The organism is Corynebacterium sp. ACRPO (assembly GCF_022347205.1).
Classification (GTDB): Bacteria; Actinomycetota; Actinomycetes; order Mycobacteriales; family Mycobacteriaceae; genus Corynebacterium.
The window spans coordinates 19,694-41,342 of record NZ_JAKRNE010000012.1; the positions used below are offsets into that span (position 1 = coordinate 19,694).

Genomic DNA, 21,649 nt, shown 5'->3' on the forward strand with positions numbered 1-21,649 from the left:
TAGCGCTTTGCGCTTAGCGCATGAAGGAAGGCACGTCCAGATCGTCGTCGCCGTCATCATCACGACGCTGGGATGGGCGGGACAGGCGGTAGTCATCGCGGCGCTCCTCGCGGGAGAAACGGTCAGAGTTGGTGAACAGACCGCTAGATTCTGGGCGACGCTCCTCGGCAGGGCGCTGCGGGGTGTAGCGCTCTCGCTCCTGGCCGGCGCGCGGCTCGTAGGAGTGGCGCGGGGAGTAGTCATCCTGTACCGGCTGAGCGGCAGCGGGCTGCGCCGGTGCCGGGGTGACGGGCTCTGCGGCCTCGCGCTGGCGACTGTCAAAAAGGGAGCCCGGCTTGCGCTGTTCCTGCTCAGGCTGCTGCTGCGCAGCGGCCTGGGTCATATTCGCCTCGGCATCGAAACCGGTGGCAATGATGGTGATGCGGATTTCATCGCCCAGGGTGTCATCGATGATGGTACCGAAGATGAGGTTGACGTCTTCGTCAGCGCGCTCTTCCACCATGGAGGCGGCGGCATTAACCTCGTGCAGGCCAAGATCGGAGCCGCCGGCGATGGACAGCAGCACGCCCTTGGCGCCTTCCATCGTGGATTCCAACAGCGGGGAGTTAATGGCTTGCTCAGCAGCGGTCATGGCGCGGTTATCACCGCGGGCGGAACCGATGCCCATCAGCGCGGAGCCAGCGTCAGACATGACGGAGCGAACGTCCGCAAAGTCGACGTTGATCATGCCCGGAATGGTGATCAGGTTGGTAATACCCTGCACACCATTGTGCAGCACCTCATCGGCAGCGCGGAAAGCCTCGACGATGGAAAGCTCTTCCCCACCGAGCTGCATCAGGCGGTCATTCGGGATGACGATGAGGGTATCGCAGACCTCGCGCAGCTCCTCAATGCCGGCCATGGCCTGGCGGGTACGGCGAGCGCCTTCAAACTTAAACGGACGGGTGACAACACCGACGGTCAGCGCACCCATCTTCTTCGCGATAGACGCCACGACTGGAGCAGCACCGGTGCCGGTGCCGCCACCCTCGCCGGCAGTCACGAAGACCATATCGGAGCCCTCTAGGGCGTCTTCAATTTCGGACTTGTGATCTTCTGCGGAGGTCTTTCCTACCTCAGGGTTAGCGCCGGCACCGAGGCCGCGGGTGGCCTCACGGCCAATGTCGAGCTTGGTGTCTGCATCGGAGAAGATAAGGGCCTGGGAGTCGGTGTTGATGGCGACGAACTGAACACCCTTGAGGCCTTCTTCGATCATGCGGTTGACGGCGTTGACGCCGCCGCCGCCGACGCCGACGACCTTGATATCCGCGAGATTGTTATTGGAAGAGATCATGTGAGTAGGTCTCACCTTTCGCTACTTTAAGTCTGCACGTGCATTAAACGAGGAATGTAATGCGCTCCGCCGAAGGCGAATCGCGTTCCTTTCCATCTTTAACGACAGCGGTGTAATTTTCACGCACATTTTCCGCGTGTCGAGACCCTCAAGTTCCACTTTAGGGTTTCTCACCTGCGGTTTTATAAGTCACACCCGTATCATCCGCCCCATGGTTCAGGTACTAAAAAGAGCCCGTGCAGCGCACACGCCTAAGCGGTGCTGCACGGGCCCACAAGAGCGATAAAAAGCACCTGCGGGGGCACCCGTCGCCCTATCCGCGTGTGGTGACCAACTCAGGGTTGGAAATATTCCACTCGCGGCCTTCCATCTTCAATACTGTGGCAAAGGCATGCGCCTTGTCCTCATCGTTGGAATCGCTGGCACCCCAGAAGACGCGCCGGCCATCTTTAGTGGTGAAAGTCAGCGAGTACTCGCCCGCTACTTCGAGCTTTGCTACTTGGTTGCGGACATCGTCGGAAAGCGCTGCGATCGCCCGCACGGCATCCTGAGTTTGCGGGGAGCCACTATCGACGGAGCCGGTCACCTCAACCGCGCCCGCCGGAGGCTCAGCGGAGGTAAATTCCTCGCCCTTATCATCGATCAGGTAGGGCTTATTATCGCGCTTTACAAACGCCACGGCCTTGTGCTCGGACACGTTGATGGTCAAGGTCGAAGGGAAATCGCGGGAGACTGTCGCCGAATCGACCCAGTCCAATCCAGCAACGCCGGAAGCTGCCTCACGCGCGTTCACGCGTAGCAAATTTTCGCCCTTGGGAACCCCAGAGGCCTCCTCCACCTGTGCGGGATCAAGCTGGTGGACACCTTCCACCTGAAAATTGCGTACCTTCAGGACGGGAACTGTCCACATCACGGCGGCCGCTATGAGGGCCACAGCGACAATTGCGGCGATGACCCCAGCGATGAGCTTTGCGGATACACGCACTAGCTTGCCCGCAATTCATCGAGGATTTCTGCTGCCACCATGGTTACCGAGCCAGCACCAATGGTCAGCACCACATCGCCCGGCTCCACCACCGACACGACGTCGCGGGCAGCGGCGGAAAAATCCGGCTCGAAGATGACCTGCATATCAGCGGGCATCTTATCGGTAATGATGCGAGAGGTAATTCCCTCCACGGGCTGTTCGCGAGCGCCGTAGATGTCGAGTACCACGGCGGCGTCGGCAAGCGAGAGTGCCTGGGCAAACTCGGCGTCGAATTCCATGGTACGCGAGTACAGGTGCGGCTGGAAACACGCGATGACGCGCCCGCCGTGGCCTTCAGCCTCGACCTTGGCGCGTGCGGCCCGCAGCACTGCCGCAACCTCGGTGGGATGGTGGGCATAGTCATCAAAGACCCGCACGGGTTTGCCCTGCTTGTCGACGCTCCCCCGGTACTCAAAGCGCCGGCGCACACCGCTAAAGACAGCCAATCCCTCGGCGATGGCAGCCGGGGCGCCGCCGGAGAGCACACCGGCGATCAAGGCACCCATGGAATTGAGCACCATGTGGTGGCCTGGGATCTGCAGCTCGTAGCGCACGGTTTCAGAAACGCCAGGAAGGTCGAGCTTGACGGTGGTGTCCATGCCTTCCGCGGTGGTCTCTTCGCGGACCAGCTCGGCGGCCAGCGGCACGGTAGAGGTAAAAGACTTCTCCGGCGAGCCGTAGGCCACGACGTTGATCCCGCGCTCCAGCGCCCGCTCGCCAGCCCGGGCAGCGTGCTCGTCTTCGGCGCACACAACGAGGTAGCCGGTCTCCGGGGTGACCAAATCAGCAAAGTCATCGAAGACTTGGATATACGCTTCCTCGCTGTGGAAGAAGTCGAGGTGATCGGGCTCGATGGTGGTGAGGACCGCAACGTCGGGGCTATAGCGCAGCAGGGAGGCATCGGATTCATCGGCCTCGGCAACGAAAGCTTCCCCGGTGCCACCGTGGGCATTGGTACCCGCGCGATTGAGCTGGCCGCCGATGGCAAAGGAAGGATCGAGACCAGCGTGCTGCATCGCGCTCACGGTCATCGACGTGGTGGAGGTTTTGCCATGGGTGCCAGCCAGCAACACCTGCTTGTGGCCTTCCATCAAGGCGGCGAGCAGATCGGAGCGGCGAATTACCGGGATTTCGTTATCCTTTGCGGCCACTAGCTCCGGGTTGTCTTGGGGAATGGCGGCAAAAGAAGTAACCACGACGGTGGGCAGTTCACCAGACAGTCGCAGGTTATCCGCGGCGTGACCGATGGCGACCTTGGCGCCCATGGTGCGCAACACCTCAACCGGGGTGGAGTCTTTGACATCGGAACCTGTGACCACTCCGCCGCGAGCGGCGAGGATTCGCGCGAGCCCTGACATGCCGGAACCACCAATGCCGATGAGGTGGACGCGGCGCAGATCGTAGTGTGCGGGATCAGTCATTTACTTATCCTTCCTTCCAGCCGCGTCTTCGGCCTCGGATACGCGGGCGGCGATGCGGTCTGCGATGGAATTTGCCACGTCTCCGGAGCTGGCATGGGCGGCGGCGTGCGTCATCGACTCGAGGCGTTGCGGGTCATCGAGAATGCCGCGTACCTCGGAGATGAGTCGCTCTGCGGTCAGCTCCGCATCCGGAATCTGGATGGCGGCGCCTGCCTCGACCACCTCGCGGGAATTGAGCGCCTGTTCGCCATTGCCGTGCGGCAGCGGAACGTAGATGGCCGGCAGGCCTGCGGCGGATACTTCGGCAACGGTCATCGCGCCGGAGCGGCACACGACGAGGTCGGCTACCGCAAGTGCGGAGCCCATGTCCTCGATATACGGCAGTGCGGCGTAGTTCGGGTGTTCTGCGGGCGGGTCATTCTTCTTGCCATAGGCGTGCAGGAGCTGGAAGTCCTGCGCCAAGTCCTCCACCGCTCCAGCAACGGCGCGGTTGATGCTGGCCGCGCCTTGGGAGCCGCCGGTGATGAGAATGGTGGGAAGCTCGGCCAAGTTCCACTTGGTGCGCGCGTCTGCGGCCAGGTTGCCATTCGGGTCCTCCGCCAGGCTCGGGCGAACGGGGATGCCAACGACCTCGCCCGGCATGCCAGAATCCGGGTGGGCGTTGAGCCCAATGCCACCCATCTTCACGCCGAGCTTATTGGCCATTCCAGCCAAGGCATTGGTCTCAAGAACATAGAACGGGATACCGAGGGACCGCGCAGCAATATAAGCCGGCCCGGCCACGTAGCCGCCGGTGCCGAAGACGACATCCGCCTCGACGTCCTTGAGTATCTGCTTGGCCTCTCCCACCGCGCGGGAGAGGTTGAACGGTAGCTTGAAGAGCTGCGCGTTGACCTTGCGCGGGATTGGCACGGGGGTTATCAGGCTAAGGTCCACGCCGCGTGCGGGAATGATATCGCGCTCGAGGCCCTTTTCGGTACCGAGAGCGGTGATGCGTGCGCCGTGGCGCTCGCGCAAAGCTTCGCCCACGGCGAGGGCGGGTTCAATGTGTCCGGCGGTGCCGCCACCTGCGATGACGACGGAAATAGGCGTGGAATTCATAGCCTAAAGGCTACCAGCGCCACCTAGCGATAGCGGCGCTCGGCGCGCGGATAGCGGCGGCCGCTTCCGGTCACGGGGCGGCCAAAGCGCTCCTCGCGCACGCGGGATCGCGGCTCCTGCGGACGAGCGTGACGGCCCTTCTTCTTCGGCTTCGGCACCGGTTGCGGCTCGCCGATGAAAAGGAGGCGGTCGAACAGCGGGCGGCCAAAGTTCTGCATGGCGGAAATCTGCATCGGCTCATGACGCGCCACATTGCACAGAATGCCCATCGAGCCAATCGTGATGATAGCCGCGGTACCGCCGGCAGAAATCATGGGCAGCTGAATACCGGTCACCGGCAGCAAACCAATGACGTAGCCGATATTCACGAAGGCCTGCGTAACCACACCGATGGTCAGCGTTGCGGCGAGCAGGGACTGGAACTGGTTCTGCGCCCGCATTGCGGTGCGCAGGCCCACATAGCCCAACGCGGCGAATAGCACGATGACGAGCGCACCGCCCCACCAGCCGAGTTCCTCGCCCACGATGGCGAAAATAAAGTCATTCTTCGCCTCGGGAAGGTAGAACCACTTGGCACGGGATTGGCCGATGCCTACGCCCCAGAAGCCGCCGTCGGCAAGCGAGAGAAAGCCCTGATAGGACTGGAAACCCGTACCTTGAGTATCGGAGATATTGCCCACTAGGGCGTCGAAATAGGTGTGGAAGCGGTTGGAGCGGAAGCCGCCAGAAAGGAAGATAAACAGCAAACCACACACGGCTGCGACGCCGATGGTCGCGGGGACGCGCCAGTCGACGCCCGCGAAAATCAGGGTGAAGACAACCACGAGGGCAAAGGACAAAGCCATGCCCAAATCGCCCTGAAGGACGATGAGCAAGAACATAACGCCGGCAATGAGGGAGTACATCATGAAGGGATCCGTCACCTTCATGGATTTGTGCTCCTTATCCGCCAACACGGTGGCACCAAACATGCCTACGGCGACGCGGGCAAGCTCCGAGGGCTGCAGGGAGAACGGTCCCAAGTAAATCCAGGACTGGGAACCTACCTCCTCGCGGCCGGTGCCCACGCCGGGGATCAGCACGGCGATGAGCAAAATGATGGACAAGCCCACAATCCACGGCACGCATTTGCGCAGGGTATGCGGCGACACCTTGAGACCAAACCAAAAGGCAACGAGGCCCAAGAACACCATCACGCACTGGCGCAATGCCTGGTTCCATACTCCGCCGTCCTCGGTCAGGGAGGTAGCCATGGAGGAAGAAAAGACCATGAGCACGCCGATGCCCACGAGGAAAAAGATGATTAGGCGCAGCAGCTGGTAATCAAGGCCTGCTTCCTGGCGGGCGCGCTCGCGCAGCTCGCGAACGCGGTCGCCAAAACTCTTGGAGCGCGGGCGCTGCTGGGAGGTGGCCGTCATGTGTTCTCCTGATCCTTAAATCTATAGCTCTAGTTACGGGTAAGTTCCCGCGCGGCCGCGGCGAATACATCACCGCGTTGAGCCATGCCGGTATACATATCCAACGATGCCGCAGCTGGCGCCAAAAGAACGGTATCCCCGGCGTCGGCGTGTTGCAGTGCAGCCTCCACCGCAGCATTCATGGCTGCACAAGGCTCCTGCGTCTCGATGACGTCCACCGGGGCATGCGGCGCGTGCGCCGCGAGGGCCCGGGCTACCTCTTCCCTATCCACGCCTAGGACTACCGCGGCCTTGATGTGGGCGGCGTGCTTGGCGACGAGCCCGTCTACCTCCGCGCCCTTCAACTGCCCGCCGGCAATCCAGACCACGGAATTGAGCCCCTTGAGCGCCGCATCCGCCGCGTGCGGGTTGGTGGCCTTGGAATTATCGATGAACGTGATGCCGGAATGCTCATGGACCACAGCGCCGCGGTGCCCGGCGACGGTATATGCGGCCAACCCCTGCGCAATGGATTCCGGGGTGGCGCCTGCCAGACGCGCGACGCTGGCTGCGGCCGCAGCGTCCAGAACTCCTGCCAGGCCGGCGGGCTCAATGCCCTCTGCGGACGCGAGATCCTCACGCTTCCCGTCAAGCCGCGAGACAAGACGGCCGGCACTTACGCCCACCTCTCCCTGTGTAGGTTCAGCGGCAGTAAAACGGAAGAGGTCTGCGGTATCCGCGGCGTAGCGGACCGCCTCGGAGTCATCCTTGCCCACCACGGCAACCTCACCAGAGAGCACCTTGGCCTTCGCTCGGGCATAGGCATCGAACGATCCATGCCAATCCAGGTGGTCATCAGCCAAATTCAGTAGCACGCCCACATCCGGGCGCAGGTGGCTGGACCAATGCAACTGGAAAGAAGATAGCTCGGCGCAGAGAACGTCGACGCGAGGGGTGGCAGTGAGGGCGTCGAAAAGCGAAACGCCGATATTGCCCACCGCCAGTGCGCGCTTGCCGGTGCGCTTGGCATCTGCCTGCATAATCTGGGCCAACATACCCGTAGTGGTGGTTTTGCCGTTGGTTCCGGTAACTACCAGCCAGGTACGCGGCGCGCCGAAGACACCCGCACGATCCAGGCGATACGCGAGCTCCACGTCGCCGATGACCTCTACCCCAGCGTCCTGGAGGGCGACCAACAAGGGCGAATCGGGACGCCAGCCCGGCGAAGTAACCGCAAGGTCAAAATCGCCTTGGGCGGCAGAATCGACGGAGACGGTTGCTACCCCGAATTCCTCCGCCAATTCCGCCAGCGCGGTCTGGTTGGAATCTGCCACGGTGGTATCCACCCCGAGGCTTGCCAGCATAGCGACGCAACCGCGCCCCGATACTCCCGCCCCGGCCACGAGCACTCGCCCGCGCAACGAGGATGGCAACTCGGTCATCTCTATTCCTCTTTCCTCGATAAAGCTAAAAGGCGTGAGTCTTAGGAGGCAAAGCCGACGGCAGACAGCCAGTCGCCGTAGAAGATGCATACGCCGGCAATAGCGGCCATGGCGCTCAGCAGCCAGAAGCGGGTGACTACGGCGGTCTCGGCCCAGCCACCATTTTCAAAGTGGTGGTGGATGGGCGCCATACGGAAGAAGCGCTTACCGGTGCTGCGGAAGACGATGATCTGGATAACCACGGAGACCGTCTCAATCACGAAGATAGCGCCGATGATGATCATGAGCAGCTCGGTGCGAGTGGTCACCGATAGGCCGGCGACGAGGCCACCGAGTGCTAGCGAACCGGTATCGCCCATGAAGATCTTTGCCGGTGCGGCATTCCACCACAAAAAGCCCAAGCAACCGCCCAGACCAGCTGCAGCCAGCACGGCCAAGTCGAGCGGATCGCGAACCTCATAGCACCCTGCCGCTGGCGACACGGCGCAAGAGTTGCGGAACTGCCAGAAGGAAATCAGAGCATAGGCGCCCATCACCATCGCGGTAGTGCCCGCGGCCAAGCCGTCGAGTCCGTCGGTGAGGTTTACGGCGTTTGACCACGCAGCAATGAGTAGGTAGAGAAAGACCAAGAAAACAATGGTCCCGATGACCGCGCCGCCCACGGCGATGTCGAAGGTATCAAAATCGCGGACGAAGGAAAGGTTGGTAGACGCTGGGGTCAATCCATGTGCATCTGGGAACTGCAGCGCCAGGATGCCGAAGATGAGCGCCACGGCCAGCTGACCTACCAGCTTGGCGGTCTTGTTCAGGCCGAGGTTGCGCTTTTTGAATAGCTTGATGAAGTCATCGGCAAACCCCAGACCGCCAAGGCCCATCGTGAGGAAGTAGACCAAGAGACCGGAGGGGCTAAAACCACCGTTACCGGTCACGCGGGCGTAAATTCCCACCACGAGGTAGGCCACGGTGATGGCCAGCAAAATCGCCAGTCCGCCCATGGTGGGGGTGCCGCGCTTGCGCAGGTGCAGCTGCGGTCCGTCCTCGCGGATTTCTTGTCCCTTGCCTACCCCGGAAAAGTAGCGCACCAACATGGGAGTGGTAAAGATCGCGACGAGGAAGCTGAGGATGCCCGCGATAATGATCTGAGTCATTGCTAAAGGTCTTTCTCCTTGTACTGAGGACTAACGGCGATTGAGCTGTTCTGCCACGCGCCACAGGCGCTGGGCATTCGATGACTTGATAAGGACTACATCTTTGGCCTCGCGCCCCGTCCAATCTTCGATGCCGGCAGGCGCTACCCTAATGATGTCTTCGACCGCCGCCGCAGCGGCGTCAACATCCGGGCTGATAGTAGTATTTATACCCCGCGCCTGTGCGGCCTCAACCATGGCCCTCATATTATCGTTGTCTCCCACGGCCACGAGGTGGTCAACGTGGTATTTGGAAAGCACTTCTCCCAATGCACGGTGGGCGGCCACTGCTTCTCCTCCGAGCTCGCCCATCTCACCGAGCACGGCGATGGCGCGGGCATCCGGTCGGGCGGCCGAGGTATAGGCCAGCGCCGCAATGGCCGCGTGCATGGAATCGGGGTTGGCGTTATAGGAATCGTCGATGGTGGTTACTCCATCGCGGCGGGTACGCACGTCCATGCGGTGTTCCGAGGCATTCTGGTGTCCGGATAGCGCGTTAGCTACCACCTGCGGGTCCATGCCCGATTCGATGGCAGCCGCGGCCGCTGCCAAAGCGTTAGAGACCTGGTGCTTGCCAAAGACCTGCAGCTTTACCGGAAGCGGGTCCGTTCCCGGCGCATGCAGCACAAACGAGGGGCGGGCGACGTCATCGAGCTGGATATCGCTGGCGTAGTACTGGGCGTCGGAAGCTGGCGGCTTATTGGCCGAGTAGTAGACGACCTTGGCCGAAGTGCGCGGCGCCATGCCGGCGACGAAGGGATCATCGGCATTGAGTACGGCGACGCCGCCCTCAGCGGCCGAGGGCAATGCTTCCACGAGCTCGCCTTTGGCTTGGGCGATATTCTCGCGTGAGCCGAACTCACCCAGGTGAGCGGTACCAACGTTGAGTACCACGCCGACGGTGGGCGCGGTAATGGTGGTCAGGTGGCGAATATGTCCGATGCCGCGGGCAGACATTTCGGCAACCAGGAAGCGAGTGTGTTCATCGCAGCGCAACGCGGTATACGGCAGGCCGACCTCGTTATTAAAGGAGCCGGGAGGAGCGACGGTGTCACCCTCAGCGCGGAAAATCGTGGCCAGTAGGTCCTTGGTGGAGGTCTTTCCGGCCGAGCCGGTTACGCCCACGATGTCTAGGCCTTGCTCGGCGGTCAAGCGGCGGGTGACCTCCCGCGCAATATCGGATAACGCCTGCACCACCGCGGCGGCCGAGCCGTCCTCGTCGTGGGCATAGATATCCGCGTTGGCGGCATCACCGGTAACGCGGCCTTGGGGCTTGACGACGACCGCCGGAACCCCCACCGGCCGCGCAGCTAGCACCGCCACTGCGCCCTGCTCGATGGCCTTTGCTGCATAGTCGTGGCCATCCACACGGGCACCGGGCAAGGCAAGGAAAAGCCCGCCTTTTGTTACCTTTCGGGAATCGAATTCGATGAACCCGGTAACGCGCTGGTCTGGGTCAGACACGCAATCGAGGCTGCCCCCGGTGATTTCGGCAATATCGGCAATAGAAAGTGGAATCATGTCTACTCCTTCGCATTCCCAAGGGTATCGCGGTGCGGGGTTCCGGCCAGCTTTTCCTCGATGGCGCGGGCCATTTCCTCGCGGTCATCAAAGTGCAAGGTTGTGCCGTTCACGAGCTGTCCCACTTCGTGGCCCTTGCCTACGACGATGACGGCATCGCCCGGCTCGGCCCAATCGACGACCTCATCGATGGCACGGGCGCGGGAGCCTACCTCGCGGATATCGCCCTCCGGGGAGGCGTCACGTGCGCCCGCCATCACCGCCGCGCGAATGGTGGCAGGGTCTTCGGAGCGCGGGTTGTCATCGGTAACCACGGTAAGGTCAGCGCGGCTGGCTGCGGCTGCGCCCATGATGGGGCGCTTGGAGCTATCACGGTCTCCGCCGGCGCCGACGACAATGCCGACGCGGCCTTTGGTTCCCTCCAGCTGGCCGCGCAGGGTGTCGAGCACCGCAGCGATGGCCGCCGGCTTATGCGCGTAGTCCACCACGGCCACAAAGTCTTGGCCGCGGTCGATGCGCTCCATACGGCCAGGGACTGCGACCTTCTCCACGCCCGACAGGAACTCCGCTGGGTCCTCTCCTACCGCGGCGGCCATGCCGAGCGCCAAGCAAGCATTGGCGATATTGAACTCGCCAGGCAGCGGCAGCCGGAAGGTGAATTCGGCGCCGTCATAATTCAGGGCTACTTCCTGGGCACCGGTGGCCTCAGTGGCGGTTTGGCGTGCGCTGATCGTGGCCGAAGCGCCCTGGGTGGCAACCGTAGTGACTTTGTGGCCCGCGCTCTTGGCGACGCCGCGCATGCGCTCGCCCCACTCATCGTCGATGCAGAGGACGGCACGCTCGGCCGCCTGTTCCCCAGCGAAGAGCTTCGCCTTAGCCTGGAAGTAGTCCTCCATGGTGGGGTGAAAATCGAGGTGGTCTTGGCTCAGGTTCGTAAACCCACCTACCGCAAACCGAGTTCCGCGCACGCGTCCCAGCTCCAGCGCATGCGAGGATACTTCCATCACCACATGGGTAACGCCCTCGTTCTTCATGCGTGCGAAAAGCTCTTGCAAGGTCGGCGCCTCAGGCGTGGTGAGCGAGGTGGGAACCGGCGTGCGGTTAATACGGGTACCGGTGGTTCCGATAAGGCCCACTGAATGCCCTGCGTGCAGCAGTCCAGCCTCCAGCAGGTAGCTGGTGGTGGTCTTGCCGGAGGTGCCGGTAACGCCGATGACCGTCAGGTCACGGGTGGGGTGGCCATAAATCTCGGCGGAGATTGGGCCGAGCACGGCACGAATATCCTCTACTACTAAGATGGGGCGGGTTTCCTGGGCCTCGGTAAGCAGGGCGAGCCCAGCGGCGTCGGTAAGCACAGCTGCAGCCTTGGTATCGCGAGCGAACTGCGCGCCGTGTACGCGCGTGCCCGGCAAGGCAGCAAAGAGCGCGCCTTCCGGCAAACGGGAAGAATCCAGCCCGCACGCGGCGACCTCCACGGAGGCATCACCAATGACGCGGCCGCCAGAAAGCTGGGCGAGAGTATCCAAAGAAACGGTCATACTAAGCTCCTATTGTGCCCGCAGGGTCAGCCGCGGTGCTGGTTTCGATGTCGGAATATTGTCACGATTAAGTAGCCACGAGGCGATATCGCGGAAGATAGGTGCCGCCGACTGGCCGCCGCCTCCATTGTCCTCCACGCCGGACTTGGGCTCATCCAGCATGACTGCAACAACGAAGCGCGGATCATCGGCCGGTGCAATGCCGGCAAAGGTGATCCAATAGGCGGAATTCGAATACGCCCCGGTATTTGGGTCCACCTTCTGGGCCGTACCGGTCTTGCCAGAAAGCTGATAACCCTTAAGCTGCGCATTGCCGGCCGTACCGTTTTGCAGGCCTGCATCATCGTCTTGGAAGACGGCGCGGAACATATCCACCGTAGTCTTGGCGGTCTCCGGGCTTACCACCTGGTTCTTTTCCGGTTCCTCTAGCTTTTCGTCCTTGCCATCCGGCCCCTTGACCGAGTCAATGATGCGCGGCTCGATACGCTCGCCACCATTGGCCAACGCTTGATACACGCTGGCCATCTGCAAGGTGGTCCACGACTGGCCCTGACCAATAGGCAGGTTAGCGAAGGTGCCGCCGGACCATTGCTCCAAGTCCGGCACGCTACCGGCCGATTCATTCGGCAGCTCAACGCCGGTGGTATTGCCCAACCCAAACTTCTTGAGGTACTCGGCGTACTTTTCCTGGCCCAATTTATCGGCGATCATCAAGGTGCCGACGTTGGAGGATTTACCAAAGATGCCGGTGGTCGTATACGGCTCGGTGCCGTGCTCCCATGCATCGTTGACCGTCACGCCCGCCATATCGATGGAGCCGGGGACCTGATGCACCTCATCCGGGGTGGTCACACCCTCCTGCAGTGCAGCAGCCGCGGTAACCACCTTGGCTACAGAACCCGGCTCATAAGGATGGGAGACGCTGCGGTTTTCAAAGTCCTTGCCTTCATCGAGCTGATCCTCAACATTCTTATTGGGATCCACGGTATCGGTATTGGCCATGGCAAGCACCTGGCCGGTGGCAGCATCGAGGACCACTGCTTCCGCACCAGAAGCCTTGGAGTTGGCCTTAGCCTTCTCCAACTTTTGCTGAACGTAAGTCTGCAGGTCCAGATCCAAAGTGAGGGTGACGTCGCGACCATCAACGGTATCCACGACGTCACGCAGCGTGCCTGGAATTACCTGGCCATCCGCGGATACGTCCTCGGTGGACTGGCCGTCAATGCCGGTAAGTTCCGTATCGCGCGCGGCCTCGAAACCGAACTGTCCATGGCCATCCATCGACACCTTGCCCACAACGTTTTCACCAATGGCACCGTTGGGATATTGGCGGATGTCTTGGCGGTCCGCTGCCACTCCGTGGTACTTATTGGCGATCTCTACGGCAACATCCGGATCGACATTGCGCACCAGTACCTCATACTGGGTATCGGCTTTGAGCTTATTGAGGATGTCGTCCTTATCCACCTTGGAGGTCGAGGCGCCGGAATCCTCAATCAGCTTCGGGATTCCCTCAGACATGTCCTTGAGGGTCTCCTCCATCTTCTTGGTGAGGAAGCTATCCAGCTTTTTATCATCCATGCCCTCGGTCGAGCCATCTTTTTGGGCCTCGATCTCGGCCTTGTCTTTTAGCTCATCGCGCAGGCGGGTCGGCGAGACGGTCAAGGAACGAGACTTCATCGTGTAGGCCAAGCGCTGGCCATCGCGGTCTAAGATCTCTCCCCTCCGGGCCGGCTCAATATAGACGCGCTCACGCTGGGTGACGGCTTTGGCGGAAAGATCCGGGCCCCACACAAGCTGTACCCAGGCCAAGCGGCCGGCAAGGACGACCATCGCCACGAGCACCACGGATACGATGATGCGCAGGCGTTTGCGCATCATCTTCTTTTGCGGCACCGCGGAGCTGGCAGAGCGGCGCGGGCGGCGCCTAGCCTTACTTGGCGTAGTCACAGTCCAGTGTCACCTTCCCTATTTCCGCCACAATTTCTTGCGTGTATTGATTGTGCCCTACAAAAGTGAGAATGCCCGCGCCACCACGCGCGAGCATCATCTTTTTCACCGATTATTCTTTCCTAGCTACTCGGCGCGGCTGGCATACGGCGCACGGGCCGGAAGGTTGGGTCGCGCATTGTTCTGGGCGGCATTAGCTTCGCCGGACTCACGATCCGAATTACGGTCGGCATCGCCACCGTTGCTGGTGCGCTGCTGCCCCTGCGGCACGGCATTGAGGGAATCCGACATCCCCTCCGTATCCTTTGGGTCGCTGGAAGCCTGGCCCGGGCGGATTGGTTCACCGTTGACATCAATGAGCTTTTCGGTATCCGGGGTGCCTTCGCGCTTGTCGACGATCTTTCCATCGCCGCCAACTTCCGCAATACCCGGCTGCTTAGGAATGGCCATTCCCATTTCGTCCGCGCGGCGCGCAATATCAGCCGAGGAGCTGAGATTCTCCGCATCGCGGTTGAGGGTCTCAATCTGGTTATCCAGTTGGGATTCCTGCACGGTGAGCTGCTGGATGGCAAAGGTTTGCTTGGTAGACAGACCAGACAGCCACATGGCCAAGGCCACACCGACGATAAGCAGGGTGAGGGAAATGACGCCCAACCGGGTAAGGAGCCCGTTCTTCTTCGTTTGCGGCTGCAGCTGGCGTCCGCGGAAGCTCACTACTTGCTTCGAACCTAGGCGCTTCGTGCTGCGGTGCGGCACGCGAGTGCGGCTCGGAGCACGCTTGGTGCTGGGACGCTCGCGCAGCGCCGTCGGGGCTCCGGTATCGATTCCGGTGGTGAAGTCTCGGCTGGCGCCCATGGTGCGAGTGGCCTCTCTGTCGCGGCTGTCAGTCTTTAGGTGGTTGCGGCGTGGGATGGTGCTCATTGCCTGCCTCCCGGCGGTAGAAATTCTGGCATTCCCTCGAGCCTTTCGATGGCACGAACACGCACCGACGCGGCTCGCGAATTTTCCGTAACTTCCTCTTCAGAGGCGTTTTCCGCCCCGCGCGTAACGATCTTGAACTTCGGCGCGGTGCCCGGCAGATCCATCGGCAATCCAGCCGGCGTCTTGGAAGTGGTCAGTTCTTTGAAGGCTGCTTTAACGATGCGGTCTTCCAAAGATTGGTAGCTCATGAATACGGCACGGCCGCCTTCCGAAAGTGCCTGGGTTATGACCGGCAGGACATTTTCGATAGCCTCCAACTCGCGATTGACCTCAACCCGCAGCGCCTGGAAGGTGCGCTTGGCGGGGTGCCCTCCGGTACGGCGGGTCGCAGCGGGAATGACATCATATAGCAGCTCAACGAGCCGCGCGGAGTTCTCGAAAGGCTCCTTGTCGCGCTCTTTCAACACGGCGGAGGCAATTTTTCCCGCGAAACGCTCATCACCGTAGGTTTTGAGGACGCGAGCCAAGTCACCGTGCGAATAGGTATTGAGTACATCCGCCGCAGTGATCCCCTGCGAAGGATCCATGCGCATATCTAGCGGCGCATCCGCTTTATAAGCGAATCCGCGGTCAGCTTGGTCTAGCTGCATCGAGGAAACACCAAGGTCAAAGAGCGCGCCGGCAATGCCTACGGTGCGGGCCGAATCAAAGATATCGCCCTCCCCTTCCGCGATGGCGCTGCCCAGCTCATCGAATCGTGCATTAACGCCGACGAAGCGATCGCCGTAGGGCGCAAGACGTTCGGATGCATTGCGCAACGCCTGCTTATCGCGGTCAACGCCAATGACTCGAGCTTTGGGGAAAGATTCCAGGAAGTAGCGGGTATGGCCGCCGGCACCCAAGGTGGCGTCGACAAGCACTGCCTTATCCCCCGCCGCTTCTACCTGGGGGCGCAGGAGATCGGACATGCGCTCGCGCATGACTGGCACGTGGCCGTGGTTATCCGACACGTCATAATTTAGGTCTTTGGTAGCCATGTCTCCCCGCAACCCCCTTTCTCAAATTTCCTGACTTCCAGTGGTGGAAAGCATGCGAGTGCGTATAGGGCCCTGTCCGAGGCAGGTTTCTGATATCGGGGAAGTACACCAGAATCATCCGCCTCGGACAGAGTCCTTACACGCACTCTTGTGCAGGCTTAGAGCAAGCCCGCCAGTACGTCATCGGCATCTGCTGCCGAATAAGCATCTTCAGTTTGCGACTGGTACTCAGCCCACGCGGCTGCGTCCCAAATTTCGAGAAAGTCCACAGAGCCAACCACAACGCACTCCTTAGACAAGTTCGCATATTCCCGATGCCCCGCGGACAACGTAATGCGCCCATGCCCGTCCGGCCGCTGTTCGTCCGCACTTGCTGCCAAGTTACGGATGAAAGCACGTGCTTCTGGGTTGGTTCGAGAAACTGCCGCAGCCTTCCGCGCGCGTGCCGCAAATTCCTCCCGCGGGTACACGGCCAGCGAGTGGTCCTGCCCCTTGGTGACCATGAGGCCACCCGCGAGTTCATCGCGAAACTTTGCCGGAAGCGTAAGACGTCCCTTGTCATCGAGCTTCGGAGTGTAGGTTCCGAGAAACATCCCGGCGTCCACCTTCCTTACTCGAAAACTCCGGATTCTCTTACTTCAGAATCGAGGCCCTTAAGCCCCTCTTTCCTCCGCTGCGCCCCACTCTACCCCACTTTCCCCCACCTAACCCACTTAAAGCGGCGTGTCCCTCAGATAGCTCTCGATTACGTGCAGCTAGATAATGGTTTTTCCAGTGGGAAGAAATCCCGCGAAAGGCCTTGACAGCTCACTACAATCACCCCACTCACCCCACCCGTAACACCAATATAATGCGCCCCACTCCACCCACCGACCCCATATGCTGTGTTATCGAGGACTTTTACCTAAGCCCATGGGGCAACTACCCCACGATTGCCCACCCAGCGCCTCATCCGTGGGGCAAAGTGGGGAATTTTGGCGAGATACAAAAGTGCCCCGGTTGACCCTCACTGGGTCAACCGGGGCGAACTAAATTAAAAAGCGCTAACGCTCCTCAAAGCGGCGACGGAAGTTTTCCTCCAACTTGCCACTGACTCCACCACTGCGGGACGCGGATTTCTTTGCACGAGCGCTGGAATAATGGCCCTGGGCGGAATGCCCAGATCCATCTCCGCGCAGCATCCACACACCTGCGGCAAACATCACCAAAAAGCCCGCGATAGAAAGCACGATAAACCACAGGCTTTGCTGCGCGAGAGCAACACCGCCGACAAGCATGCAAAGGCCAACGACAACGAGCGCTACACCTCGGAGGGTTACCGCACCGCCGGATCCGCCGAACGACGTAGGCTCAGAAACGGAAGCGCCAAACTTAGGATCGTCAGCAAGTAACGATTCCTCAATTTCACGGAGCGTACGCTGCTCCTGCTCAGAAAGGGACACTGTTCCTCCAACTAGGGATTGAGCTTCGGGCGGTAATGGTTCTACCTATACTAACGCCCAGAATAATCAGTATGTTCCCCAAAAGGTAGTGAGCGCCCCCACGGAGTGACTACGCAGCAAAAGCGCCGAAAGTAGTCCCTGTCTCACTTTCATCCAAAAATTGTGCGGCATGCTGCATGAGACCATAAACATATTCCTCGCTCGGCGCTTCATCCAGCCCCGAAGACACGCGCGCACGAGTCCGCGAATATCCCTTAAAGGATTCAGCCCACCGTTTGCCTTCCACACCGACGAGCGCTAACCGATCCCATGCACTGGAGGGAAGGCGGCGGCGCCGAGCCACTACAGATGCAGCTACACGTGCGCCAGCAGTACGGAGAGCCGATTGGTACGCCACCTCTAAGGCTTGATCGAATCGCCCCTCAGCCGCATAACCTCGCGCGGCGTCTAATAATTCTCGTGCCTGAAAGAGGAACCGTGCCCGCTTACCACCTTCTCGCCCAAGAGAATGGGTACGCGTTGCCGAAATAATCTGTGCCATTGCCTCTGTCCTTAACTAAATAAATAACGTCGTTGAACTGCCCCTGACCCTAAGCAAGCCGCTAGACATTTCACCCCCGAGCATAGTTCACCTGTTCGATTTAAGCAACGTTAATAGCTGGCCACACGCTTTTTCCAGCCTTCTTGTTCGATTCAATTTTGTGAATTTCGAAGAACATAGCGAGCCCTGCTTTCCCTCCGCCACAGACTTCTGGTGTCATAGGAAGAGTGAGCTTTGAAATTCGCCGCCTAACCCCGCCGGAATTCTCCCTGCTAGCCCCACAGTTGGTTGAGATTTACATCGAGGCAATGCACTACAATCCCGCAATCTTGCATAGCCGCATTTCAAGCTGGCGAAATGACGTGACCCGCCCCGGATTCGGCGCGCAGATTGTCACCCATGAAAATGGCATCGTCGGCGTGGCCTATGGGTTCTTAGGCTCCCCAGATAGCTGGTGGGACGCTGAACTTCGCCGCGGGCTCCGCCTACAAGGCGGGCCCACCGAAGAGCAGTGGGACATTGTGCGCAACTACTTTGAGCTGGCTGAGATCCACGTCTTGCCGCAGTACCAGGGGCACGGCCTAGGCAGAAAGCTTTTGGAAGGATTGCTGTGGAATGCCCCGGCGCGCTATGCGCTGTTGTCCACACCCGAGGTGCCGAACGAGGATAACGGTGCCTTCCGTCTTTATAGAGCCGTCGGCTTCTTCGATGTCCTCCGTGATCATCTCTACCCCGCCGATGCTCGCCCCTTTGCCATATTGGGCGCAAGCCTGCCGCTGTAAACCTCTGTTATTTCTTGCGCAGCCTAGCCGGTATCGTGTGGGGTGTGACTATGCAGAATATTCCTGAGCTTGCGGACATCCCCGGTGCGGTGCGCGAGGAACTCGCCACCTTTCTCGATCAACGCCGAGAGCAGGTGGCCGAAATCGGCGCCCCTGTGACCAAGGCCGTGAGCTTTTTGGAATCCTTCGTGCTTGACGGTGGCAAGCGAGTACGACCTACCTATGCCTGGGCGGGTTACCTGGCCGCAGGTCGAGGAGAAGAAGATCCCGCGGCCATGCTCCGCGCGGCCGCCTCTTTGGAATTTATCCAGGCCTGCGCCCTTATCCACGATGACATTATCGATGCTTCCAATACCCGTCGCGGCAATCCTACGGTGCACCGGGGCGTCGAAAAGCTGCACCGCGAATCGGAGTACCTAGGGGATCCAGAGTTCTTCGGCACCTCCGTGGCAATCTTGGTAGGCGATTTAGCACTGGTGTATGCAGAGGACATGTTCCAAGATTCCGGCCTGAGTGCGGCCGCTTTGCACCGTGCTCGCGGCCCCTGGCGCGGCATGCGCACTGAGGTTATCGGCGGGCAGCTCTTGGATATCTCTTTGGAGGCGGCAGGTTCCGAATCGGTAGAGCTTGCCAATTCGGTCAACCGTTATAAGACGGCCGCTTATACCATTGAACGCCCGCTGCACTTGGGCGCCGCTATCGCCGGGGCAAGCGAGGAACTTATCGCTGCCTTCCGCGGCTATGGGCACGATATTGGCATTGCCTACCAGTTGCGTGACGATCAGCTGGGTGTTTTTGGCGATCCCGCGGTGACCGGCAAACCTGCCGGTGATGACCTGCGCGAAGGCAAGCGAACCGAACTTCTAGCGCTAGCGCTCCAGCGCGCGGATGAGTCTGATCCACAAGCTGCTGCTACCTTGCGCAAGCTCATTGGCCGCACCTCAGATCCCCAGGAGCTATCGCGCTTGGCCCAGATCATCGCTGATTCGGGCGCACCAGAAGAAATTGAGCGCCGCATCGATTCCCTAACACAATCGGGACTGCAACACCTGCACTCCGCACAGGTAGATCCCGCGGTCACCGAAACCCTAGAGCAGTTGGCTATCAAGGCTACTGCTCGCCGCAAGTAGGTTGTGCCGTGGCAAAGACGTACTCTTTTCCCATTCCGCGCGCGCTGCCGCTAGGGCTATCTGCCTCCTGCATTTTACTGCTCGCGTCCTTCTCTGGCGGTGCCACCCGCAACCGTGGAGGACTCCTCGAAGCATTAAATATTGGCTTCTTGTCCTATGGGCACGGGCGCAATCTCGGCCTCGCGCTGTACTGGGTGGGTATTTTCCTCTTAGCCGCAGCGTGGGTGCTAGCTGGGCGCACCATCATTCGCCCGCAGCTCAAAAATCCTCTGCCTGAGGGCGGCTTGCGCGACATCCAGCGCATCCTCATCGCCTGGGTAGCTCCCCTTTTATTAGCCGGGCCATTGGCCTCACGCGATGTGTATTCCTACCTCATGCAAGGTGCTATGGTTCGCGATGGCTTCGACCCGTATACCGAAGGTGCCGCCGTTAACCCCGGACCCTTCCTCCTTGAGGTATCTCAAGATTGGCGCAATACCACCACGCCTTATGGTCCCCTTCACCTGTGGATAGGAGAACTGGTCACCAGCCTGGTAGGCGATAACGTCACTGCAGGCGTGGTGATCTATAAGGTTTTTTCTCTGCTCGGGTTTGTTACCATCGCCTGGTCAATCCCCCGCATCGCCCGCAAACTCGGCGCGGATCCTGCGGTAGCACTGTGGCTTGGTGTAGCTAATCCAGTTATTATCTTGCACCTTATCGGCGGCATGCATAATGAATCACTCATGGTGGGGCTCGTGTCTATCGGCCTGCTAGCGGCATTGCATCAGCGCTTCCACGCCGCCCTCATCCTCGTGGGCACGGCCGTGGCTATGAAGGCAACTGCGGTTATTGCGGCACCGTTTATCGTATGGATGATGCTCCACCACTACGCTCCCAAGGGCTCCAGTAAGTGGCGACAACTTGCTGTCTTTGTGCTATCTGGCATCGCCGCAGTGGCAGAAATCATCGCCGCAGTGGCCCTCATCACGTGGGTTTCCGGCACGTCGTGGGGCTGGCTATCGCAGGTAAGCGGCAATTCCAAGGTGATTAACCCGCTGGCAGGTCCCACCTTGGCCACCGATATTATCTTCCCAGCGGTCCAAATATTTATGCCGGATGCCTCCTATAACGCCATATTGGCCGTACTGCGCAGCATCGCCATGGCCTGCATGCTCATTGGGCTGGTGACGGTGTGGTGGCTTTGCCGCAAGGACAACCGCGACGCTGTTATGGGCACCGCGGCCGCATACCAAGTTGCCTTTGTTTTCAATGCCGTGACCCTGCCGTGGTACTACGCCTCTATCTTTACCCTGATGGGCACTTTCCGGCCGCCGCTCTGGCTCATCAAATTCACCACCGGGGTGGCCCTGTTTATTGGCGTCTCTTTCTCCGGCGATGGCAATCACCAGCTCTACAACTGGTTCTGGGTCATCGGCATGATTGTGGTGGCATGGTTTGCCACCCAGTGGATCTTTGAAGGCGTGCCTAAAAAGCAGCAGCCTGCGCGCGCCGAATAACCTCGCGGGCAAGATGACCGTGCAAAGCATCGATCGGGCGGCCCGGCAACGAGTCATCCTCGGTAAAGAGATGCTTGAAGATTTCGTTGTCCTTATAGCCGCCGTCCGTCAACACGGTAATTGCGGCGGTTACATGCTTGGCAATGACGCCCTTGTCATTAAAGAAAGCTAGCGGTACGCGCTTTCCTTCTGGGGAATCCCAGACAATGAACTTTCGGTCCTGCAGCAGGTCATAAGCGCGGGTGATGGGCAGGTCTAGCTTTTCTGCCACCTGCTGCATGCTGAGCAGTTCTTCGTTTGCGAGCAAGGAATCGAGGGATTTTTCTTGGTTAGTCACGTCTTCTACTTTAACGCGGGCTAGATGATCAGCCATACTGGGA

General features: G+C 60.3%; 19 protein-coding genes. 3 read left to right on the forward strand and 16 right to left on the reverse strand.

Annotated elements, in window-relative coordinates; all coding sequences use genetic code 11:
- Positions 1–13 precede the first annotated feature (13 nt).
- The 15 genes from ftsZ to MHY22_RS08655 all read right to left on the reverse strand — a co-directional run bounded on the left by ftsZ (position 14) and on the right by MHY22_RS08655 (position 17,858).
- Complete coding sequence (gene ftsZ / locus MHY22_RS08585; protein ID WP_239278946.1) at positions 14–1,333, reverse strand: cell division protein FtsZ; 1,320 nt, start codon at positions 1,331–1,333, stop codon at positions 14–16.
- A 313-nt stretch (positions 1,334–1,646) separates the two neighbouring features.
- Complete coding sequence (locus tag MHY22_RS08590; RefSeq protein WP_239278948.1) at positions 1,647–2,318, reverse strand: cell division protein FtsQ/DivIB; 672 nt, start codon at positions 2,316–2,318, stop codon at positions 1,647–1,649.
- Positions 2,318–3,781, reverse strand: coding sequence for a UDP-N-acetylmuramate--L-alanine ligase (gene murC / locus MHY22_RS08595; protein WP_239278950.1), 1,464 nt, complete (start codon positions 3,779–3,781; stop codon positions 2,318–2,320). The genes MHY22_RS08590 and murC overlap by 1 nt, the downstream gene beginning before the upstream one ends.
- Complete coding sequence (gene murG, locus MHY22_RS08600; RefSeq protein ID WP_239278951.1) at positions 3,782–4,882, reverse strand: undecaprenyldiphospho-muramoylpentapeptide beta-N-acetylglucosaminyltransferase; 1,101 nt, start codon at positions 4,880–4,882, stop codon at positions 3,782–3,784.
- 23 nt (positions 4,883–4,905) lie between these two features.
- Complete coding sequence (locus MHY22_RS08605) at positions 4,906–6,300, reverse strand: FtsW/RodA/SpoVE family cell cycle protein (RefSeq protein WP_239278952.1); 1,395 nt, start codon at positions 6,298–6,300, stop codon at positions 4,906–4,908.
- Between the two features lie 29 nt (positions 6,301–6,329).
- The gene (gene murD / locus MHY22_RS08610) at positions 6,330–7,721 is read right to left on the reverse strand and encodes a UDP-N-acetylmuramoyl-L-alanine--D-glutamate ligase (protein WP_239278953.1); all 1,392 of its coding nucleotides are present in this window, start codon (positions 7,719–7,721) and stop codon (positions 6,330–6,332) included.
- Between the two features lie 41 nt (positions 7,722–7,762).
- Positions 7,763–8,869, reverse strand: a complete 1,107-nt coding sequence (gene mraY, locus MHY22_RS08615; RefSeq protein ID WP_239278954.1) for a phospho-N-acetylmuramoyl-pentapeptide-transferase — start codon at positions 8,867–8,869, stop codon at positions 7,763–7,765.
- A 30-nt stretch (positions 8,870–8,899) separates the two neighbouring features.
- The gene (gene murF / locus MHY22_RS08620) at positions 8,900–10,429 is read right to left on the reverse strand and encodes a UDP-N-acetylmuramoyl-tripeptide--D-alanyl-D-alanine ligase (protein ID WP_239278955.1); all 1,530 of its coding nucleotides are present in this window, start codon (positions 10,427–10,429) and stop codon (positions 8,900–8,902) included.
- 2 nt (positions 10,430–10,431) lie between these two features.
- Positions 10,432–11,967, reverse strand: a complete 1,536-nt coding sequence (locus MHY22_RS08625) for a UDP-N-acetylmuramoyl-L-alanyl-D-glutamate--2,6-diaminopimelate ligase (RefSeq protein ID WP_239278956.1) — start codon at positions 11,965–11,967, stop codon at positions 10,432–10,434.
- Between the two features lie 9 nt (positions 11,968–11,976).
- Positions 11,977–13,848: a peptidoglycan D,D-transpeptidase FtsI family protein gene (locus MHY22_RS08630; RefSeq protein WP_370658848.1), complete on the reverse strand. Its 1,872-nt coding sequence runs from the start codon at positions 13,846–13,848 to the stop codon at positions 11,977–11,979.
- A 195-nt stretch (positions 13,849–14,043) separates the two neighbouring features.
- A complete protein-coding gene (locus MHY22_RS08635; RefSeq protein WP_239278957.1) occupies positions 14,044–14,838 on the reverse strand; it encodes a hypothetical protein in 795 nt (264 codons plus the stop codon).
- Complete coding sequence (gene rsmH / locus MHY22_RS08640) at positions 14,835–15,875, reverse strand: 16S rRNA (cytosine(1402)-N(4))-methyltransferase RsmH (RefSeq protein ID WP_239278958.1); 1,041 nt, start codon at positions 15,873–15,875, stop codon at positions 14,835–14,837. The genes MHY22_RS08635 and rsmH overlap by 4 nt, the downstream gene beginning before the upstream one ends.
- A gap of 158 nt (positions 15,876–16,033) precedes the next feature.
- Entirely contained in the window at positions 16,034–16,468 is a 435-nt protein-coding gene (gene mraZ, locus MHY22_RS08645; RefSeq protein WP_005324499.1) for a division/cell wall cluster transcriptional repressor MraZ, read from the reverse strand.
- Positions 16,469–16,918: 450 nt separating this feature from the next.
- Positions 16,919–17,317, reverse strand: a complete 399-nt coding sequence (locus MHY22_RS08650) for a DUF3040 domain-containing protein (protein ID WP_239278959.1) — start codon at positions 17,315–17,317, stop codon at positions 16,919–16,921.
- Positions 17,318–17,426: 109 nt separating this feature from the next.
- Positions 17,427–17,858 (reverse strand): SAV_6107 family HEPN domain-containing protein, encoded by a 432-nt coding sequence (locus MHY22_RS08655; RefSeq protein WP_239278961.1) that lies wholly within the window; start codon positions 17,856–17,858, stop codon positions 17,427–17,429.
- Between the two features lie 227 nt (positions 17,859–18,085).
- Here MHY22_RS08655 and MHY22_RS08660 point away from each other — a divergent pair, with 227 nt between their 5' ends.
- From MHY22_RS08660 to MHY22_RS08670, 3 genes are read left to right on the forward strand one after another with little or no spacing between them, the layout of a single operon-like run.
- Positions 18,086–18,640 carry a GNAT family N-acetyltransferase gene (locus MHY22_RS08660; protein ID WP_239278962.1) on the forward strand — a complete coding sequence of 185 codons (555 nt, stop codon included), beginning with the start codon at positions 18,086–18,088 and terminating at the stop codon, positions 18,638–18,640.
- A 50-nt stretch (positions 18,641–18,690) separates the two neighbouring features.
- On the forward strand, positions 18,691–19,770 hold the full coding sequence (locus tag MHY22_RS08665; RefSeq protein WP_239278979.1) for a polyprenyl synthetase family protein: 1,080 nt from the start codon (positions 18,691–18,693) through the stop codon (positions 19,768–19,770).
- Positions 19,771–19,778: 8 nt separating this feature from the next.
- Positions 19,779–21,269, forward strand: a complete 1,491-nt coding sequence (locus MHY22_RS08670; RefSeq protein WP_239278963.1) for an alpha-(1->6)-mannopyranosyltransferase A — start codon at positions 19,779–19,781, stop codon at positions 21,267–21,269.
- On the opposite strand, the gene MHY22_RS08675 is transcribed toward MHY22_RS08670, so the two are convergent.
- A complete protein-coding gene (locus MHY22_RS08675; RefSeq protein WP_239278964.1) occupies positions 21,238–21,642 on the reverse strand; it encodes an Rv2175c family DNA-binding protein in 405 nt (134 codons plus the stop codon). The two genes, MHY22_RS08670 and MHY22_RS08675, sit on opposite strands and share 32 nt — an antisense overlap.
- Between the last annotated feature and the right edge of the window lie 7 nt (positions 21,643–21,649).

Bases quoted from the DNA above. Each gene is read 5' to 3' on its own strand.
- ftsZ (WP_239278946.1), bottom strand. From the start codon at position 1,333: ATGATCTCTTCCAATAACAATCTCGCGGATATCAAGGTCGTCGGCGTC.
- murC (WP_239278950.1), bottom strand. From the start codon at position 3,781: ATGACTGATCCCGCACACTACGATCTGCGCCGCGTCCACCTCATCGGC.
- murG (WP_239278951.1), bottom strand. From the start codon at position 4,882: ATGAATTCCACGCCTATTTCCGTCGTCATCGCAGGTGGCGGCACCGCC.
- MHY22_RS08605 (WP_239278952.1), bottom strand. From the start codon at position 6,300: ATGACGGCCACCTCCCAGCAGCGCCCGCGCTCCAAGAGTTTTGGCGAC.
- murD (WP_239278953.1), bottom strand. From the start codon at position 7,721: ATGACCGAGTTGCCATCCTCGTTGCGCGGGCGAGTGCTCGTGGCCGGG.
- mraY (WP_239278954.1), bottom strand. From the start codon at position 8,869: ATGACTCAGATCATTATCGCGGGCATCCTCAGCTTCCTCGTCGCGATC.
- murF (WP_239278955.1), bottom strand. From the start codon at position 10,429: ATGATTCCACTTTCTATTGCCGATATTGCCGAAATCACCGGGGGCAGC.
- MHY22_RS08625 (WP_239278956.1), bottom strand. From the start codon at position 11,967: ATGACCGTTTCTTTGGATACTCTCGCCCAGCTTTCTGGCGGCCGCGTC.
- MHY22_RS08630 (WP_370658848.1), bottom strand. From the start codon at position 13,848: ATGATGCGCAAACGCCTGCGCATCATCGTATCCGTGGTGCTCGTGGCG.
- MHY22_RS08635 (WP_239278957.1), bottom strand. From the start codon at position 14,838: ATGAGCACCATCCCACGCCGCAACCACCTAAAGACTGACAGCCGCGAC.
- rsmH (WP_239278958.1), bottom strand. From the start codon at position 15,875: ATGGCTACCAAAGACCTAAATTATGACGTGTCGGATAACCACGGCCAC.
- mraZ (WP_005324499.1), bottom strand. From the start codon at position 16,468: ATGTTTCTCGGAACCTACACTCCGAAGCTCGATGACAAGGGACGTCTT.
- MHY22_RS08655 (WP_239278961.1), bottom strand. From the start codon at position 17,858: ATGGCACAGATTATTTCGGCAACGCGTACCCATTCTCTTGGGCGAGAA.
- MHY22_RS08665 (WP_239278979.1), top strand. From the start codon at position 18,691: ATGCAGAATATTCCTGAGCTTGCGGACATCCCCGGTGCGGTGCGCGAG.
- MHY22_RS08675 (WP_239278964.1), bottom strand. From the start codon at position 21,642: ATGGCTGATCATCTAGCCCGCGTTAAAGTAGAAGACGTGACTAACCAA.